General features: G+C 39.9%; 24 protein-coding genes. 3 read left to right on the top strand and 21 right to left on the bottom strand.

Translation table 11 applies throughout. The features are described from left to right. From PMEL_RS01885 to PMEL_RS01875, 3 genes are all read left to right on the top strand, one after another. Nucleotides 1–2097 carry a dynamin family protein gene (locus PMEL_RS01885; protein ID WP_120173705.1) on the top strand — a complete coding sequence of 699 codons (2097 nt, stop codon included), beginning with the start codon at nucleotides 1–3 and terminating at the stop codon, nucleotides 2095–2097. A 177-nt stretch (nucleotides 2098–2274) separates the two neighbouring features. Beyond that, nucleotides 2275–2940: a hypothetical protein gene (locus PMEL_RS01880; protein WP_120173704.1), complete on the top strand. Its 666-nt coding sequence runs from the start codon at nucleotides 2275–2277 to the stop codon at nucleotides 2938–2940. Between the two features lie 10 nt (nucleotides 2941–2950). Then, on the top strand, nucleotides 2951–3469 hold the full coding sequence (locus PMEL_RS01875) for a hypothetical protein (protein WP_120173703.1): 519 nt from the start codon (nucleotides 2951–2953) through the stop codon (nucleotides 3467–3469). 102 nt (nucleotides 3470–3571) lie between these two features. Here the strand turns inward: PMEL_RS01875 and PMEL_RS01870 are convergent, their stop codons facing one another. The 21 genes from PMEL_RS01870 to rpsQ form a co-directional block, all read right to left on the bottom strand. Beyond that, nucleotides 3572–6547, bottom strand: coding sequence for a leucine-rich repeat domain-containing protein (locus PMEL_RS01870; protein WP_231999397.1), 2976 nt, complete (start codon nucleotides 6545–6547; stop codon nucleotides 3572–3574). 341 nt (nucleotides 6548–6888) lie between these two features. Further along, nucleotides 6889–7371: a 50S ribosomal protein L17 gene (rplQ, locus tag PMEL_RS01865; protein ID WP_120173702.1), complete on the bottom strand. Its 483-nt coding sequence runs from the start codon at nucleotides 7369–7371 to the stop codon at nucleotides 6889–6891. A gap of 58 nt (nucleotides 7372–7429) precedes the next feature. Next, the gene (locus tag PMEL_RS01860) at nucleotides 7430–8428 is read right to left on the bottom strand and encodes a DNA-directed RNA polymerase subunit alpha (protein WP_004361631.1); all 999 of its coding nucleotides are present in this window, start codon (nucleotides 8426–8428) and stop codon (nucleotides 7430–7432) included. A 14-nt stretch (nucleotides 8429–8442) separates the two neighbouring features. Then, entirely contained in the window at nucleotides 8443–9051 is a 609-nt protein-coding gene (gene rpsD / locus PMEL_RS01855) for a 30S ribosomal protein S4 (RefSeq protein ID WP_004361630.1), read from the bottom strand. A 37-nt stretch (nucleotides 9052–9088) separates the two neighbouring features. Next, a complete protein-coding gene (gene rpsK, locus PMEL_RS01850; protein ID WP_004383890.1) occupies nucleotides 9089–9478 on the bottom strand; it encodes a 30S ribosomal protein S11 in 390 nt (129 codons plus the stop codon). Nucleotides 9479–9498: 20 nt separating this feature from the next. Continuing rightward, nucleotides 9499–9879, bottom strand: coding sequence for a 30S ribosomal protein S13 (gene rpsM, locus PMEL_RS01845; protein ID WP_004361628.1), 381 nt, complete (start codon nucleotides 9877–9879; stop codon nucleotides 9499–9501). Between the two features lie 97 nt (nucleotides 9880–9976). Then, a complete protein-coding gene (rpmJ, locus tag PMEL_RS01840) occupies nucleotides 9977–10093 on the bottom strand; it encodes a 50S ribosomal protein L36 (RefSeq protein ID WP_004352823.1) in 117 nt (38 codons plus the stop codon). Nucleotides 10094–10106: 13 nt separating this feature from the next. Next, on the bottom strand, nucleotides 10107–10325 hold the full coding sequence (infA, locus tag PMEL_RS01835; protein WP_004352768.1) for a translation initiation factor IF-1: 219 nt from the start codon (nucleotides 10323–10325) through the stop codon (nucleotides 10107–10109). A 7-nt stretch (nucleotides 10326–10332) separates the two neighbouring features. Next, a complete protein-coding gene (gene map, locus PMEL_RS01830) occupies nucleotides 10333–11133 on the bottom strand; it encodes a type I methionyl aminopeptidase (RefSeq protein WP_120173701.1) in 801 nt (266 codons plus the stop codon). 16 nt (nucleotides 11134–11149) lie between these two features. Then, nucleotides 11150–12490, bottom strand: a complete 1341-nt coding sequence (gene secY, locus PMEL_RS01825; RefSeq protein ID WP_120173700.1) for a preprotein translocase subunit SecY — start codon at nucleotides 12488–12490, stop codon at nucleotides 11150–11152. 4 nt (nucleotides 12491–12494) lie between these two features. After that, on the bottom strand, nucleotides 12495–12941 hold the full coding sequence (rplO, locus tag PMEL_RS01820) for a 50S ribosomal protein L15 (protein WP_004361624.1): 447 nt from the start codon (nucleotides 12939–12941) through the stop codon (nucleotides 12495–12497). A gap of 26 nt (nucleotides 12942–12967) precedes the next feature. Next, nucleotides 12968–13144: a 50S ribosomal protein L30 gene (gene rpmD, locus PMEL_RS01815; protein WP_120173699.1), complete on the bottom strand. Its 177-nt coding sequence runs from the start codon at nucleotides 13142–13144 to the stop codon at nucleotides 12968–12970. Nucleotides 13145–13163: 19 nt separating this feature from the next. Next, on the bottom strand, nucleotides 13164–13676 hold the full coding sequence (gene rpsE / locus PMEL_RS01810) for a 30S ribosomal protein S5 (protein ID WP_120173698.1): 513 nt from the start codon (nucleotides 13674–13676) through the stop codon (nucleotides 13164–13166). A gap of 6 nt (nucleotides 13677–13682) precedes the next feature. Then, a complete protein-coding gene (rplR, locus tag PMEL_RS01805; protein WP_025837513.1) occupies nucleotides 13683–14027 on the bottom strand; it encodes a 50S ribosomal protein L18 in 345 nt (114 codons plus the stop codon). A 21-nt stretch (nucleotides 14028–14048) separates the two neighbouring features. Beyond that, nucleotides 14049–14615, bottom strand: a complete 567-nt coding sequence (gene rplF, locus PMEL_RS01800; RefSeq protein WP_120173697.1) for a 50S ribosomal protein L6 — start codon at nucleotides 14613–14615, stop codon at nucleotides 14049–14051. Between the two features lie 14 nt (nucleotides 14616–14629). Then, on the bottom strand, nucleotides 14630–15025 hold the full coding sequence (rpsH, locus tag PMEL_RS01795; protein WP_004361620.1) for a 30S ribosomal protein S8: 396 nt from the start codon (nucleotides 15023–15025) through the stop codon (nucleotides 14630–14632). A gap of 124 nt (nucleotides 15026–15149) precedes the next feature. Continuing rightward, the gene (rpsN, locus tag PMEL_RS01790) at nucleotides 15150–15452 is read right to left on the bottom strand and encodes a 30S ribosomal protein S14 (protein WP_120173696.1); all 303 of its coding nucleotides are present in this window, start codon (nucleotides 15450–15452) and stop codon (nucleotides 15150–15152) included. 5 nt (nucleotides 15453–15457) lie between these two features. Next, nucleotides 15458–16012, bottom strand: coding sequence for a 50S ribosomal protein L5 (gene rplE, locus PMEL_RS01785; RefSeq protein ID WP_120173695.1), 555 nt, complete (start codon nucleotides 16010–16012; stop codon nucleotides 15458–15460). Next, the gene (gene rplX, locus PMEL_RS01780; RefSeq protein ID WP_120173694.1) at nucleotides 16012–16329 is read right to left on the bottom strand and encodes a 50S ribosomal protein L24; all 318 of its coding nucleotides are present in this window, start codon (nucleotides 16327–16329) and stop codon (nucleotides 16012–16014) included. Before rplX ends, rplE begins: the two co-directional genes overlap by 1 nt. A 20-nt stretch (nucleotides 16330–16349) precedes the next feature. Next, nucleotides 16350–16715 (bottom strand): 50S ribosomal protein L14, encoded by a 366-nt coding sequence (rplN, locus tag PMEL_RS01775; RefSeq protein WP_004361616.1) that lies wholly within the window; start codon nucleotides 16713–16715, stop codon nucleotides 16350–16352. A 2-nt stretch (nucleotides 16716–16717) separates the two neighbouring features. Then, nucleotides 16718–16984 carry a 30S ribosomal protein S17 gene (gene rpsQ, locus PMEL_RS01770; protein ID WP_004361615.1) on the bottom strand — a complete coding sequence of 89 codons (267 nt, stop codon included), beginning with the start codon at nucleotides 16982–16984 and terminating at the stop codon, nucleotides 16718–16720. Between the last annotated feature and the right edge of the window lie 2 nt (nucleotides 16985–16986).

Here is a 16986-nt window from a genome sequence, read left to right as displayed (position 1 = left end):
ATGGAACACAACATGTTTGAAAAGTTACAAGCAAAAAAACAGCAACTCATTGCATTCGCAACAAAAGCTGAAAAATATGGATGGATTCCTGCAACAAAAGAAGAAGCAACGCACAAAGGGATAATCTCCTTAGAAGAGATAAAAGAAAAAATAGAAAAGGACACTCTAACTATTGGTGTCATTGGACAGATGAAATGTGGAAAATCTACCTTCTTAAATTCATTTGTTTTTAAAGATGATGTTCTTCCTGCAGCAACTACACCTATGACTGCTGCACTTTCAGTTATTACGTATGGAGAGAAAGAACATATCGTAGCTGAATTTTATACTGCTGACGAATGGGCTGAACAAAAGATGCAAGCCTTAAGAGAAGAGAGTGAAGCGACTGACACACTTGATGCCTCAAAAATAAAAGCAGCAAAAGAGTTGGTTTCTAAAGCTAACAAATTAGGGACATCACTGGATAGTTACCTTGGTAAGACAAAAGAAGATAGTTTTGATCAACTCATAGAATACGTTGGAGCTGAGGGTAAATATGTCTCTATAACAAAGTCTGTCACTATCTATTATCCTAATGAATGTTTAAAGGGAGTTGAAGTCGTTGATACTCCTGGATTCAACGATCCAATTGTTTCTCGCGAAGAACGAACCAAAGCATTTCTTGCAAAAGCAGATGTTGTCATCATGATGCTTTATGCAGGTCGACCATTTGATGCAACAGACAGAGACATTATCTTCAAGAATGTACGCCAATGCGGAATTGGTAAAGTCCTTGTAGGTATTAATAAATACGATATACCATATTGCAGCGAAACTAACCCTGAGGATGAAAACCAAATTAAGGATTATGTAAAACAGGAAATAAAGAAAGCCTGTCGTGAATGTAATGATAATACACTTGTTGAGATATTAAATGATGTTGAGCCCATACCACTATCCGCAGAGATGGCGTTACTCTCTGAATTACCAATGTGTAAAATCACCTCTTCTGATAGCTTTGAATTTGCATGGAAACGTCATTGCACTAACTTTGGGATTAGTACACAGCCTGAGATGTACAAGTGGAGCCACATAGATCAGTTTAGCAAAGCTGTACAGAATTTGATTGACAATGAGAAAGGAAAAATCCTCTTCAAAAAGCCAATGAATGCAATACTTGCAGCAGGAGAGAAACTAAGAGTTGAAAATGAAGACGCACTCAGTCTACTTTCTAACAAGATTACTCTTCTTTTAGCTCCAGATTCTGATATAGAAGAAAGAGCGGAAAATCTTTCAAAAGCAAATAGAAGGTTATCAAGGAAAATTGATTCTTTAGAAAAAGATATTGACGCAGAGATTCGTAATCTTGTAAGAAAAGGAAGATACGAGTTAGAAGACATTGTTGATGCAAGCTGCCGTAGAATGCTTAATATGGTACAAAACGAATGGGGAATTTTTAAGAGCTTTGATAGTATAAGTCCAAGACTTGATACGGAATTTCAAGATTTAAAAACAAGAAAACTGAAACGTGCAACAGAAAATATTTCTGTCGACTGCGAAAGAAAAATAAAACGTAGCATCGAAGAGTTTTTCTCTGACACAGAAGATATACTTTTAAAATATATACCTGATTTTGACAATCGAGATTTCGTAAAATCCACTCAGAGGGAAATAAATATGGAAATGGAGGAAAATGATTTATTTTCTTTTGCAAATGATGATGAAGAACAGATTACTTGGAGTGATATTATTGGCTCGATATTCCAAACGTTCCTTAATGTATACACATTGGGAACTATGAATTTAATAAACCACAGTGCAAAGGTAAAAGAAGTATCAGACAATATTAACTCTATAAGTCGGGAATTCAACCCTGAACCATACTTAAATCAGGCTTTCAAGAGCAAAGATAAGATTATCGAGTATGTTCGTAATAGGTTTATTAATAAACTGATTGAGCCACTTCAAGAGCAATTAACAAGTGTACGTTCAAAAATTAATAACAAAGAACAAGAACTACATAATGCAAAAGAAGAATGTAAAGTCTTAGAAGAAACAAAAAGGGATATAGCAAAGCAAATAGAAGATATTCAAGCATTGCAAATAGAACTTTCGTAAATTATAAAGACTTTGAAACCAAGAATAATTCATCAAAAGAGTACGTCAGTAATCTTCTGTCGTACTCTTTTGTTACAAAAGGGCATAATTAAGTCTTTAAAATTTTTTGTGTAGATGTTTTCAGAAAACGATATTAAATAATATCTATTACACACATAAACAGATTTAATATTGAGAATGAATAAAACAGTAAAACGCGAAATCAATAAGACTGAGTCTTTACTTCTGACCTATTACGAGAACCCACAATTAATAACATGTGACGAGAAGATGGAAGCACTCATCTTTAATCGTCGAATGCTCCTTAACCAACTATTCAAGCCAACAGATGAAAACTATCAGTTGTTAAAGGAATTCAATGAAAGACTTAAAGAAGTAGTAATTAAAAACTATCAACAAAGCAGAGAGTTGTATTACAATACAAAGAAAATGTTGGCAGATTGTGGAAGTAGTTTGCTGTTTGAGGGTGTAGAGTGTAAAATCTTCTTAGGAAAAGACAGACAATACTCGAAAAGTAATCCTTTTCAAGGAGAAGAATCAGAAATGATATGGGAGATTCTCAATGATGAAAGTTATAACGACATCTATTGCAAATATGGTTGCTGTATGAGCTTCGACGGATATCATGGAGAGGAAGATGACAAGACTGAAATGGAACTCATGGGAATGCAAGATGCTGATGATTGTTGGAATGAAGGGTTAGACCGAGAATGGAGTTACGACCTACACCTTAATCAGCATTTTCACAATCTATATGACCATACAAACTTCAGCATCTTCGACTTCATTTATGTTAGGGACTTCTACACAAAGTTTGAACTAAAATTTAATCAGAATACTTAAACAAGAATAAATGGAAAGAAAAGAGTTATGCATAATCTCCGACTCAGACATCCCATCAGGTTCTGGTGGTATCAATGGTGAAGGGTATACATACGGGCAATTACGCCATCAACCCATTATCACAGAGATAATACAACGTATCACCCACCCTATTGCACGACAAATGGCAGAGGAATGTAACGAACGTAACAGCAGAGATGGGTTTACGATGTATAAAGTAGATGGGGAATACTGCTTTGAAGGGCTACGTGTAGGGCCAAAGGTGAAAATCCCTTCTAAAGAAGAATTATTGGCTCTATTAGGAAATCAACCCATCAACGCTGCTACTATCCGTAACATCACATATACGCTCATACGCGAAGAATTAGCACGTTTATACGGAACATCTGTACAAGAAGCAGCAGACATCATAGGTAACCAACTTGATTGCGCGCCGCACGAAGACATCTCTGGCTATATCTTTATGGTACCTAACTGGGCGCATAAATGGTTCCGCCACAATGGCTATGTGCCAAGGATGTTAAAATAAAAACACTTATGCCAAAAAACAATCCCGAAAGTTTTATAATAACCTTCGGGATTGATAATTCTAACCTTTCCGTTTTCTCATGCAGACAAGTTTGATTTCATTCTATTCGACTGCTACAACTTTTGAATAGCCCTTCGTTTTAACGATATAGATACCTGATGGTAGACTAACCGTCTTATGCTCTCTTACAATAGTAGAGAACATCAATTTGCCACTTAAGGTATAGACTTGCAAGTGTGTAGGCGTTCCTGTCATAAAACTTAGATAATTCTTACCCCCAAACACTTTAAGTGCATCAGTAGTAGGAGCTTCTATTTGTGATGAAACCGTGAAAATTGCTCCAATTTTCACAGAAGAAGTAAGCTTAAAATTAGGAGAATCTACTTCTTCATCATTAAGTGTCAAAGTTTCAAGCTTATATCCAGATAGAGGAATTGCTTTAATAACAAGATCTGTATTCTTTGCCCCCTTTGTACCTGTCAGAACCTCAACACCCTCTGCTGTAAACACCTTTAACGTTCCATTTTCAGGCTCCTGTATTGTAATATATGCCATGTTACAACCAGTTCCATCGCCCTCATAATCAATTGTCCAACCCTTCGACTTAGCGATAGATGATTCTGCATGCTCAGCGTCATTATACTCTCCTGCTTTTTCACCATGAACGAAAAGCGTGTTACCACGTGGCTTCTTTCCACTCTGAAGTTTAGGATAACGTGAAAGGCTATAATAAAGATCATTTAAAGTACATGCATCCCATCTATTACCACCTACATTCAGATAGGTCAATTGTTCATGCCCCGTAAGGTCCAGCCCCTCTAATCTATTGCCATCAACAGTAAGTGTCACAAGTTGAAGATTATTCTTTAAGTCTAAATTTGAGACTGAATTATTAGAAAGCTGCAATGTCTTCAATGCAGGATTCTTGCTAACATCAAGAGTCGTAATCTTGTTATTTGAAACATAAAGTTCTACAAGTTCTGGCATATCCTTCACGTCAAGCGCCTCTATCTCATTACTACTCATATTCAAATAAACAAGTTTCTTGTTATGACTTAAATCTAAGCTTTCTAACCAGTTATTTTTGACATCAAGATAAGCTAAATCGACAGCACCTCTAACATCTATTTTATCTAATTGATTACCATAAGCACGTAAATTAATAAGTTTACTATTCTTGCTAACATCCAAGGAACTAAGGTCTGAATAAGAACAATCAAGAGATTCAAGATTCGATAGTTTAGAAACATCTATGGACGTAATAGGATTCATATACGTAGAAAGAGAACGCAAATGAATATTATGACTCAAATCGACAGCAGTTATCTTATTATCAACACCTACACCTGGATAACTTGAGAAATCAGCTCCTGTAACAGCACCATATATCGTTACAGTCGCTCCAGATGTTTGCCCCTCTACTGTTGTTGGAGTCGATTTAACCTTCACTTTTACAAGTTCACCATCTCCCCAGTCAATTGAAACATCTTTATCCTCACCATTAACAGAAAGAAAATACTGTTGGTCTATACCTGTAGGAACTGTTAGTTTGATATAATCATCATCACCAGAAACACTAAAAACAGGTTTTACAACTGCCGCTTCTGACACGACAAAGATACTATCAGCTATTAATTTGCCATTCACCTCTACACCAACAAACTTTGAACCAGTAGGTGCTGTAACATCTATCTTAATTGGGAAACCAGGCAAAACTTTCCCAGTAACAGGTTCATAAGTTGCAAAATACCCATCATCAGGGATTTGACTTAATGTATAACTACCTCCATTTTCGGATGTTAGCATAGTTATAGAAACAGAATCCATAGAAGCAGTAGCATCACCATGAACATCGAGTTTATAGGAATTGTCGGCATCATCATCTAAAATCCCAGTATTGGCGTGTTCGTAGTTAGTCCCTGATAGGAAAACATTCGTACGATAAGAATTGCCTGTATGTGACGGCATTGCTTTGAAGGTGAAGTTAAGTGACTGAGGAGTAGTATTCTTACAGTCACGCATATCAAGGTAATTAAGTCGATTAGTACCGATAGCACCATGCATATCAAGGAATTGTATTCCAGTATTCCGTACGCTCACACTACGTAAAAAGCGTTGGTGAGATAAATCAATACGTTGTATCTTGGTATTATCAATATTAATTGTATAAAGATTTGCAAGGTTAGACACATCTAAACGAGACAATTTAGAATCACCGAGTTCAAGCGTTGTTACATTCTTATTACCACTTAAGTCAAGCTTTGCAATGTCGGTATTAGACGCATCAAGCATAATAAGCTCTGGGTTATTAATAAGGTTTAGCTCAGTTATCTTCGTTCCCTTTATAAGAAGCTTTTCAAGTTTAGTTTGTTGCGTAACATCAATAGATGTTATTCCAACATTCCCTGTGATATCAACATCACGTAACTCTGGATAATTATTACCCAATTCTAATTCTAACAAACTACCGTTCGCAAGATTAAGATAACGTAGGTTAGGAAGACTAACAGGATAAAAGTGTGTAATATCTCCATCTGACAAGTCGATATTACGCAGTTCTGTACTGCCATCTGGAAATAAAACAGTTGCCAAAATTGTATTATGATTAGCTGTAAAGTTAGTTAACTTCTTAAAATTACGCAGGTCTAAACGCGTAATTTTATTATAGCTAAGGTCAAGTGTAACGAGATTAGGGGCACCTAAGAAATCAATACCTTCGTAGGTTAATTCATTTCTCTTAGCTTCAACTTGCTTTAAATTAGGCTGATTCTTAAAAGCAAGATATGTTGCTTTTGCCTCAGAGACCTCAACAGCAGAAAAATCACCATAAACAATAATTGTGTCTTTCAGTAACTTTCCTGTTACCTTCTTATTATTACTCCATCCTTCTAACGTTGCCTCTTGTTTATTACCATCTCCCCAGTCAACATAAACTTTACTGGCATCATTGGTTCGAGTAACACGGAATTCAAAGTCTTGCCCTACGGATGTAGATGTTGCAATCCTCATTTCACCACCAGTTTGTGCAAAAGTAGTTAAAGTCACAAACAAAGAAATAATTAGTAATAGATTCTTCATAAGCTTTCAATTATCAGCACTGAGATTAAAGATTAAATGAAGGAAAAGCAATAGTATACTTTCCTAATAAATCGTGAATATTATTACGAGTGTGCTTTTACATCGTAACATATATCAGGTTTACATCGCAAAAATAAAAAAAATCGTTATAAAAAGCAACTTTAAAAAGATTTTTTTCGTAGATGCACCAAGAAACTTCAAGAAAAAACAAGAAGTAACAATCAAGACGTTATTAAATCCAAAGTAAATACATTGGCAACGTGGCAACTATTTATAAAATAAAAACTCCCGATACATTAAGTACCGGGAGTTTTCTATTATAGAGATAAATTCTATTCGGATTATTCAGCCTTTGCCTCTTCTGCAACGTTCTCAACAGCCTCTGCAGGAGCATCAGCCTTCTTTGTAGAACGACGGCTACGACGAGTCTTCTTAGCATCAGCCTTTGGAGACTTAGCCATATTCTCATTGTAGTCAACCAGCTCAATAAATGCAATCTGAGCAGCGTCACCCTGACGGGTACCGAGCTTGATAACACGTGTATAACCGCCTGGACGATCAGCTACCTTTACTGAAATCTCCTTGAAGAGCTCAGTAACAGCCTCTTTGTTCTGAAGATAACGGAATACAACGCGACGTGAGTTAGTTGTATCATTCTTAGAACGTGTAATCAGCGGCTCAACATACTTCTTAAGAGCCTTTGCCTTAGCAAGAGTCGTAGTGATTCTTTTGTGCTGAATCAAAGCAACTGCCAAGTTTGAAAGCAACGCAGCGCGGTGGTCAGCAGTACGACCCAAATGGTTGAATTTCTTATTATGTCTCATTTTGTTTTTAACTTGTTGTGGATAAACCCGTCAACTTGTCGTTTAGACAACTCGTCAACTATTCTTTATCCAATTTATACTTTGTAATGTCGGTTCCAAACGACAGATTCAGACTCTCGAGCAAATCATCAAGCTCAGAAAGCGATTTCTTACCAAAGTTACGGAACTTAAGGAGATCCGTCTTGTTGTACTGTACGAGGTCGCCTAACGTCTCTACATCAGCTGCCTTCAAGCAGTTGAGTGCACGAACACTCAAGTTGAGACTTGCGTCGGTCAACTTGGTCTTCAAGAGCTGTCGCATGTGCAGAACCTCCTCATCAAACTCCTGGTTGCCCTCCTGGTCTGGATTCTCAAGAGTAATCTTCTCATCAGAGAACAACATGAAGTGATAAATAAGAATCTTTGCAGCCTCTTTCAGTGCATCCTTTGGGTGAATGGAACCATCAGTCGTAACTTCAACAACCAATTTGTCATAGTCGGTCTTCTGTTCAACACGATATGGCTCAACGGCATATTTTACGTTACGAATTGGGGTGTAGATGGAATCGATTGGGAGTACGTTTACATCAGTGCAGTATTCACGATTTTCCTCAGCAGGAACGTAACCACGTCCCTTGTTGATGGTCAAATCAATCTGCATAGAAGCCTTGGAGTCTAAATGACAAATCACCAAATCAGGGTTTAACACTTCAAATCCAGTCAGATACTTACCGATATCACCTGCTTTGAATTCGGTGGAATTCTCTACGGTGATACTAACTTTCTCATTCTCGAATTCTTCTACTACTTGCTTGAATCGAACTTGTTTGAGATTCAAGATGATGTTGGTAACATCTTCCTTTACACCTGGAACTGAAGAGAATTCGTGCTCAACACCAGCTATACGGATAGTGTTGATTGCGAAACCTTCCAGCGATGAAAGGAGGATGCGGCGAAGAGCGTTACCAATGGTAACACCAAAGCCAGGCTCAAGAGGACGGAATTCGAACTTGCCGAAATGGTCATTGGCCTCCAGCATCACTACTTTATCAGGTTTTTGAAATGCTAATATCGCCATTAATTTAATGAATTTTATTGTTTAGAGTACAACTCAACGATTAACTGCTCCTTAATGTTCTCAGGGATGTCAGCACGGTCTGGACGATGAAGGAACTTACCGCACTTAGCGTTATCATCCCACTCAAGCCAAGGATACTTGCTGTGGTTGAAGCCAGCCAAAGCTGCCTCAATAACCTCAAGTGACTTAGCCTTCTCGCGAACGCCAACAACGTCACCAGCCTTTACCTGATATGAAGCAATATTTACGACATTACCGTTAACAACAATGTGCTTGTGGCTAACGAGCTGACGAGCAGCTGCGCGAGTAGGAGCGATACCGAGACGGAACACTACATTATCCAGACGGCTCTCGAGGCTCTGAAGAAGAACCTCACCAGTAATACCCTCTGCCTTAGCAGCCTTGTCGAACAGATTACGGAACTGACGCTCCAAAACGCCATAAGTGTATTTAGCCTTCTGCTTCTCTGCAAGCTGAGCACCATACTCAGATACCTTGCGACGACGGTTATTACCGTGCTGTCCTGGAGGGAAGTTTCTCTTAGCTAATACCTTATCTGCGCCGAAAATTGGCTCACCGAAACGGCGTGCGATTCGTGATTTTGGACCTATGTATCTTGCCATAATTAATATGAATTCTTTTAATTGTTATAAGATGTGATTATACACGACGACGCTTTGGAGGACGGCAGCCGTTGTGTGGCAACGGAGTAACGTCAACGATTTCAGTTACCTGAATACCTGCCGCATTCACCGCACGGATAGCGCTCTCACGACCGTTACCTGGGCCCTTAACAAATGCCTTAACCTTACGAAGACCGAGATCGAAAGCTACCTTTGAGCAATCCTCTGCTGCCATCTGAGCAGCGTAAGGAGTGTTCTTCTTTGATCCACGGAATCCCATCTTACCAGCTGAAGACCAAGAGATAACCTGACCCTCGTTGTTAGCCAAAGATACAATGATGTTATTGAATGAGCTGTGCACGTGGAGCTGTCCAAGTGCGTCAACTCTTACATTTCTTTTCTTAGATGTTGCTGATTTCTTTGCCATAATTAATTTCCTCCTTAGAATTACTTAGTAGCCTTCTTCTTATTAGCAACAGTCTTCTTCTTTCCCTTACGGGTACGAGCATTGTTCTTAGTACTCTGACCGCGAACAGGAAGACCATTACGATGTCTAACACCACGATAGCAACCTATATCCATGAGGCGCTTGATGTTCATCTGGATCTCAGAACGGAGATCACCTTCAACTTTGAATTCAGCACCGATAATTTCACGGATCTTGGCTGCCTGGTCATCAGACCACTCGCTGACCTTCAGGTCACGGCTAATACCAGCCTTATCCAATATCTTTGCTGAACTACTTCGACCAATACCATAGATATAGGTCAATGCGATTTCGCCACGCTTATTCTGGGGCAAATCTACTCCAACAATTCTTATTGCCATTGTTTGATAATTAAATAAATAAATGTCATTTAGCGCTAAAAAGCATGCAAAAGTAAGCATAATTTACGAGAAACATACCTCTTTACGCTTTTTTAACTTAACCCTGACGCATTTTGAACTTAGGGTTTTTCTTGTTGATAACGAACAGACGACCCTTACGACGAACGATCTTACAATCGGCTGTACGCTTCTTTAATGATGCTCTTGTCTTCATATCTCTATGTTGTTTATTTGTATCTGAAAACGATTCGACCCTTAGTCAGGTCGTATGGACTCATCTCAACCTTCACCTTATCACCAGGAAGAATCTTGATGTAGTGCATTCTCATCTTACCGGAAATATGAGCGGTGATATCAACACCATTCTCTAATTCCACACGGAACATTGCATTTGAAAGTGCTTCAAGAATTGTTCCGTCCTGCTCTATTGCAGTTTGCTTTGCCATATACTAATTAAAAATTTTGTCCTTCTAAATGTTCAACTTCCTCAAAAGAAGATAAAATATCAGCCTTACCAGCTCTAATCGCAATTGTGTGCTCAAAATGAGCTGCTGGGCGACGATCACGTGTAACAATACTCCAACGATCAGGTAGTAGTCCGATTTCTCGCTTACCCATAGTAACCATTGGCTCTATAGCAATACACATTCCTGCCTTGAGTAACACTCCACTTCCCCGCTTACCATAATTGGGAACTGATGGTTCCTCATGCATCTCACGTCCAATACCATGTCCTGTTAATTCACGGACAATACCATAACCTTCTGCTTGGCAATAATCCTGAATAACCTGACCAATATCACCTACGTGATGACCTGCTTGTGCTACTTCAATACCCTTATAAAGGGACTCCTTCGTTGTGCGAAGTAATTTCTTGACATCTTCACTAACCTCTCCAACGCAAAAAGTATAACAACTATCTCCGTTGAAACCATTTAGTAAAGTCCCACAATCAATAGAAATAATGTCTCCATCCTCCAAAACAACATCCTCACTTGGCACACCATGTACTACAACGTCATTTACAGACGCACAGATACTACCAGGAAAGGGGGGGCCATAAGAACTAGGAAAACCTTTGAAAGTAGGTATAGCACCATTATCACGAATAAACTCTTCAGCTATTTTATCTAACTGGAGAGTTGTGACACCAGGCTTAACATGACGACCAACTTCTGCTAGTGTTTTACCGACCAGCAGGTTGGCCTCACGCATGAGTTCAATTTCATCTTCAGTCTTTAGAAATATACTCATTTCTTAAGATAAAGATTTAATAGGCTGCAACGCCGCCATTGCCACGTGTATGTCCAGAATTGAGAAGTCCATCATAGTGACGCATCATTAAATGTGACTCAATCTGCTGAAGTGTATCAATAACAACACCAACCAGAATCAACAATGAAGTACCACCAAAGAACTGACCAAAAGCATCAGCAACATTTAAATATCCTGCTAATGCTGGCATAATAGCAATAAAAGCGATAAACAAAGCTCCTGGTCCCGTAAGACGAGACATAACAGTATCAATGTAATCTGCAGTATCCTTTCCAGGTTTAACGCCAGGGATAAATCCGTTGTTACGCTTCATATCCTCAGCCATCTGAGTTGGATTAAGTGTAATCGCTGTATAGAAATAAGTAAACACTACGATAAGAAGCACATAGATACAGTTATATGCCAAACTCTTTGTGTTCATCAAAGACTGAAGTACAGAACTGGTACTATCAGATGAATACTGAACAATTGCCAATGGAATAAACATCAAAGCTTGCGCAAAGATGATAGGCATTACATTAGCAGCAAAAAGTTTCAATGGAATATACTGACGTGCACCACCATATTGTTTATTTCCAACAACACGCTTAGCATACTGCACAGGAATCTTACGAGTACCCTGTGTGAGAAGTATAGCCGCACATACAACAGCATAAAGGATGATAATCTCTATAATAAGCATTACAATACCACCACCAATAGCCTCTGAAACACGATTACCGAATTCCAAAATAATAGCTTGTGGTAGTCGAGCAATGATACCAATCATAATGATAATAGAGATACCGTTTCCGACACCTTTATCCGTAATACGCTCACCGAGCCAAAGAATGAACATAGATCCCGCAGCAAGAATAATTGTAGCAGGAATCATAAATGTAGTCCAGTCAATACCTGATGCTAATGCACCAGCAGCCTGCATTTTTAAGTTCATCAGGTAAGACGGTGCCTGAAACAGTAGGATTACTACTGTCAGGACACGCGTATACCAGTTTATCTTCTTATGGCCACTCTCGCCTTCACGCTGCATCTTCTGAAAATAAGGAACAGCGACAGCAAGGAGCTGCATAACGATAGAAGCTGAGATGTATGGCATAATTCCCAATGCGAAAATTGACGCATGAGAAAATGCACCACCGGAGAACATGTCCAAAAGTGACATAAGACCGCCCTTGGTCTGTGCCTGCAATTTTTCCAACTGGGCAGGATCGATGCCAGGAAGCACCACAAACGACCCAAAACGGTAAATAGCTGTGAACAGAATAGTAATGAGAAGTCGCTGACGCAAATCCTCAATTTTCCAACAGTTCTTCAGTGTCTCAATAAACTTTTTCATTAACTTAGATTATAGTTGTGTTACCACCTACTGCCTTAATAGCCTCTTCAGCAGTCTTAGAGAAAGCATTTGCTGAAACTTCCAACTTAGCCTTCAACTCGCCATTACCAAGAACCTTAACAAGTTCCTTACCATTGGTAAGTCCAGCAGCCTTGAGCTCCTCAACACCAATCTTAGTAAGGTTGTTCTTCTCAGCAAGGGCCTGAAGAGTAGAAAGATTTACAGCGAAATATTCCTTGTGGTTGATGTTCTTAAAACCAGCCTTCGGTACACGACGCTGGAGAGGCATCTGACCACCCTCAAAGCCAATCTTCTTCTTATAACCAGAACGTGACTTTGCACCCTTGTGACCACGAGTAGAGGTACCACCGAGTCCAGAACCTGGTCCACGACCAATACGACGACGTGAATGTGTAGAGCCAACAGCTGGTTTCAAATTATTTAATTTCATAATTACTGTTTTCTTTAAAAGATTAATTAATCAATTACTGATACCAGGTGATGCACCTTACGGATCATACCGCGGCAGCTTGGAGTATCCTCTACCTCAACAACCTGAGAAATCTTACGAAGTCCCAATGCATGCAAAGTATCCTTCTGGTCTTTAGGAGCACCAATACGGCTCTTAATCTGCTTAATCTTAATTGTTGCCATAATATAATACCTCCAAAAATTAACCGTTAAATACTTTATCCATACTGATACCACGCTCGCCTGCTACAGTATATGCATCACGCATAACAGCGAGGGCAGCGATAGTAGCCTTCACAAGGTTATGTGGGTTAGAAGAACCCTTTGACTTTGCAATCACGTCAGTAACACCTGCGCTCTCAAGAACAGCACGCATAGCACCACCGGCCTTCAAACCAGTACCAGCTGCAGCTGGCTTAAGAAGAACATGAGCACCGCTAAAGCGAGCCTCTGCCTCATGAGGAACAGTACCCTTCAAAACAGGAACCTTTACAAGATTCTTCTTTGCTGAATCTGTACCCTTCTGGATAGCAGCTGTAACCTCACCAGCCTTACCAAGACCCCAGCCAATAACGCCCTTACCGTCACCTACAACGACGATAGCTGCGAATGTGAAAGTACGACCACCCTTAGTAACCTTAGTTACACGGTTGATAGCAACCAAGCGATCTTTCAGTTCTACGTCACTATTTACTTTTACTCTATTCATTGCCATAATCGTTTAGAATTTAAGTCCTCCCTCACGTGCAGCATCAGCCAAAGCCTGTACACGTCCGTGATAGAGATAACCGTTACGGTCGAAAACAACCTGCTCTACGCCAGCAGCCTTAGCATGCTCAGCAACGAGCGCACCTACCTTCTTAGCCTGTTCAATCTTAGCCATTTTCTCAAGGCCAAGTGAAGAAGCTGAAGCGAGGGTTGTTCCGGTCAGATCGTTAATAACCTGTGCATAAATCTGCTTATTACTGCGGAAAACGCTCAAACGTGGGCGCTCAGCAGTACCGTTCACACTCTTACGAATGCGGAACTTTATCTTAATTCTTCTTTGTTCTTTCTTTGTTGTCATAATCGTAATGATGTATTAAAGTTACTTAGCTGCAGCTGTCTTACCAGACTTTCTGCGAATAACCTCACCCCGGAACAGGACACCCTTACCCTTGTAAGGCTCAGGCTTACGGAAAGAACGAATCTTTGCACAGATGAGACCAAGCAGCTGCTTGTCAGCTGATTCAAGAGTGATGATTGGATTCTGGTTACGCTCACTCTTTGTCTCAACCTTAACTTCTGAAGGAAGCTGAATAAAGATTGGGTGAGTATAACCAAGAGAGAACTCTACCAAGTTGCCCTGGTTAGAAACACGATAACCTACACCAACAAGTTCCAATGTCTTTGTATAACCCTCACTTACACCAACAACCATATTGTTAACGAGTGAACGATAAAGACCATGGAAGGCCTGCTTCTGCTTGTAGTTTACTGGGCTATTCTCATCAATTTCGAATGTTACCTGACCGTCCTCAATGATAGTCTTGATAGAAGAATCTACCTTCTGAGAGAGCTCACCTTTAGGACCCTTTACTGTAACAACACCATTGTTAAGAGCAATTGTAACGCCAGCTGGAACACTAATTGGCAATTTTCCTATTCTTGACATATTCAATCCTCCAATTAATAAACATAGCAAAGAACCTCACCACCAATTTTCTCAGCAGCAGCTTCCTTGTCTGTCATTACACCTTTAGACGTGGAAAGGATAGCAATTCCAAGTCCGTTAATTACTCTCGGCATGTCTTTGTAACCAGTATACTGGCGAAGACCTGGGGTAGAAACACGCTTCAACTTCTTGATAGCGCTCTGCTTTGTTACAGGATCGTACTTAAGTGCGACCTTGATTGAACCTTGGGGACCATCCTCAATGAACTTGTAGTTCAAGATGTAACCCTTCTCGAAGAGAATCTTTGTAATAGACTTCTTCAAGTTAGACGCAGGAACCTCAACGACACGGTGATGAGCCATGATTGCGTTTCTGAGTCTTGTCAGATAATCTGCTATTGGATCTGTCATAAAATATAAATGTTTAATTAATCGGGACTACCCCGACAATATTAAAAATCGCTTGAAAGCGGATAATGAACTGCAAAGATACAAAATTAATTTCACAATTCACTATCCGCGTCGATATATTTGATTACCAGCTTGCCTTCTTTACTCCTGGAATGAGTCCCTGAGATGCCATCTCGCGGAACTGAATACGAGAGAGACCGAAGTGACGAATGTAACCCTTTGGACGTCCTGTAATCTTGCAACGGTTGTGCAAACGGATAGGATTAGCATTCTTAGGAATAGACTGCAACTTGCGAGCTGCCTTATAAGCCTCTTCAGGATCATTTGAAGTAGCGATAATCTTCTTCAGAGCTGCACGTTTCTCAGCATAGCGAGCAACAAGCTTTGCACGCTTTACTTCGCGAGCTTTCATTGATTCTTTTGCCATATCAATTAATCGTTTTTAGCATTCTTGAATGGAAGTCCGAAGCCCTTCAGCAAAGCATAACCCTCTTCATCAGTCTTAGCTGAAGTAACGAAGGTAATGTTCATACCCTGGATGCGGTCAACCTGATCGATATTAATCTCTGGGAAGATGATCTGCTCGGTAATACCGAGAGTATAATTTCCACGACCATCAAACTTGCTCTCGATACCCTTGAAGTCACGGATACGTGGCAAAGATACGCGAACGAGTTTCTCGAGGAACTCATACATACGCTCACGACGCAGAGTTACCATAACGCCGATAGGCATCTTCTTACGCAGTTTGAAGTTTGCAATATCCTTTCTTGAATAAGTTGCAACAGCCTTCTGACCTGTAATAGAAGAAATCTCATTAACAGCAACCTCGATAAGCTTCTTATCCTGAGTTGCGTCACCAAGACCCTGATTGATAACAATCTTCTTCAAAACAGGTACCTGCATAGCTGAAGAATAATTGAACTGCTTCTGCAAAGCAGGAGCAATCTGCTCCTTATACTGTTTCTTTAACTGAGCTGTGTTCATTACTTAATTTCCTCCCCTGACTTTTTAGCGATACGCTTAACAGTCTTGCCTTCACGCTCAATCTTGATACGTGTAGCCTTACCGCTCTTCGGATCGATGAGACTTAAATTTGAGATATGAATTGCAGCCTCCTGCTTAACGATACCACCCTGAGGGTTAGCAGCAGAAGGTTTTGTGCTCTTAGAGACCATATTCACACCCTCAACGATAGCACGCTCCTTATCTGCGATGACCTTAAGCACCTTTCCTGTCTTGCCCTTGTCTGAACCAGCAAGAACAATGACCTGATCGTCTTTCTTTATATGGAATTTTGCCATTTTATTATTCAATTTAATAATTAAAGAACCTCAGGTGCCAAAGAAACGACCTTCATGTTCACTGCACGCAGCTCACGAGCAACAGGGCCGAAGATACGGCTACCACGAATTTCGCCAGCATTGTTCAGCAATACACATGCGTTATCATCGAAGCGGATGTATGAACCATCAGCACGACGAATTTCCTTCTTTGTGCGAACGATCAAAGCCTTTGATACTGCACCCTTTTTCAATTCACTTGATGGGATGACGTTCTGTACAGCAACTACGATAACGTCACCAACACTTGCGTAACGACGGCGAGTACCACCGAGCACACGAATGCACTTAGCTTCACGAGCACCGCTGTTATCACATACTGTAAGTTTTGATTCTGTCTGTATCATAATTACTTAGCTTTTTCTACAATTTGAACTAATCTCCATCTCTTTGTCTTAGAAAGAGGACGAGTCTCCATAATGAGTACTGTATCACCTACATTAGCCTCATTCTTCTCGTCATGAGCATGGTACTTCTTTGTCTTCTGGACAAACTTACCATAAATAGGGTGCTTCTCCTTGAACTTAGCTGCAATAACGATGGTTTTATCCATTTTGTTGCTGATAACGACACCCTGTCTTACTTTTCTTAAATTTCTTGTTTCCATCTGGACCATTG

Source organism: Prevotella melaninogenica, assembly GCF_003609775.1.
Taxonomy (GTDB): Bacteria; Bacteroidota; Bacteroidia; order Bacteroidales; family Bacteroidaceae; genus Prevotella; species Prevotella melaninogenica_A.
The sequence above is the reverse complement of the archived record's forward strand: the minus strand, read 5'-3'. Positions and strand labels throughout refer to the sequence as shown.

Coding starts and splice junctions, on each gene's coding strand:
- PMEL_RS01885 (WP_120173705.1), top strand. CDS start 1: ATGGAACACAACATGTTTGAAAAGTTACAAGCAAAAAAACAGCAACTC.
- PMEL_RS01880 (WP_120173704.1), top strand. CDS start 2,275: ATGAATAAAACAGTAAAACGCGAAATCAATAAGACTGAGTCTTTACTT.
- PMEL_RS01875 (WP_120173703.1), top strand. CDS start 2,951: ATGGAAAGAAAAGAGTTATGCATAATCTCCGACTCAGACATCCCATCA.
- PMEL_RS01870 (WP_231999397.1), bottom strand. CDS start 6,547: ATGAAGAATCTATTACTAATTATTTCTTTGTTTGTGACTTTAACTACT.
- rplQ (WP_120173702.1), bottom strand. CDS start 7,371: ATGAGACATAATAAGAAATTCAACCATTTGGGTCGTACTGCTGACCAC.
- PMEL_RS01860 (WP_004361631.1), bottom strand. CDS start 8,428: ATGGCGATATTAGCATTTCAAAAACCTGATAAAGTAGTGATGCTGGAG.
- rpsD (WP_004361630.1), bottom strand. CDS start 9,051: ATGGCAAGATACATAGGTCCAAAATCACGAATCGCACGCCGTTTCGGT.
- rpsK (WP_004383890.1), bottom strand. CDS start 9,478: ATGGCAAAGAAATCAGCAACATCTAAGAAAAGAAATGTAAGAGTTGAC.
- rpsM (WP_004361628.1), bottom strand. CDS start 9,879: ATGGCAATAAGAATTGTTGGAGTAGATTTGCCCCAGAATAAGCGTGGC.
- rpmJ (WP_004352823.1), bottom strand. CDS start 10,093: ATGAAGACAAGAGCATCATTAAAGAAGCGTACAGCCGATTGTAAGATC.
- infA (WP_004352768.1), bottom strand. CDS start 10,325: ATGGCAAAGCAAACTGCAATAGAGCAGGACGGAACAATTCTTGAAGCA.
- map (WP_120173701.1), bottom strand. CDS start 11,133: ATGAGTATATTTCTAAAGACTGAAGATGAAATTGAACTCATGCGTGAG.
- secY (WP_120173700.1), bottom strand. CDS start 12,490: ATGAAAAAGTTTATTGAGACACTGAAGAACTGTTGGAAAATTGAGGAT.
- rplO (WP_004361624.1), bottom strand. CDS start 12,941: ATGAAATTAAATAATTTGAAACCAGCTGTTGGCTCTACACATTCACGT.
- rpmD (WP_120173699.1), bottom strand. CDS start 13,144: ATGGCAACAATTAAGATTAAGCAGATTAAGAGCCGTATTGGTGCTCCT.
- rpsE (WP_120173698.1), bottom strand. CDS start 13,676: ATGGCAATGAATAGAGTAAAAGTAAATAGTGACGTAGAACTGAAAGAT.
- rplR (WP_025837513.1), bottom strand. CDS start 14,027: ATGACAACAAAGAAAGAACAAAGAAGAATTAAGATAAAGTTCCGCATT.
- rplF (WP_120173697.1), bottom strand. CDS start 14,615: ATGTCAAGAATAGGAAAATTGCCAATTAGTGTTCCAGCTGGCGTTACA.
- rpsH (WP_004361620.1), bottom strand. CDS start 15,025: ATGACAGATCCAATAGCAGATTATCTGACAAGACTCAGAAACGCAATC.
- rpsN (WP_120173696.1), bottom strand. CDS start 15,452: ATGGCAAAAGAATCAATGAAAGCTCGCGAAGTAAAGCGTGCAAAGCTT.
- rplE (WP_120173695.1), bottom strand. CDS start 16,012: ATGAACACAGCTCAGTTAAAGAAACAGTATAAGGAGCAGATTGCTCCT.
- rplX (WP_120173694.1), bottom strand. CDS start 16,329: ATGGCAAAATTCCATATAAAGAAAGACGATCAGGTCATTGTTCTTGCT.
- rplN (WP_004361616.1), bottom strand. CDS start 16,715: ATGATACAGACAGAATCAAAACTTACAGTATGTGATAACAGCGGTGCT.
- rpsQ (WP_004361615.1), bottom strand. CDS start 16,984: ATGGTCCAGATGGAAACAAGAAATTTAAGAAAAGTAAGACAGGGTGTC.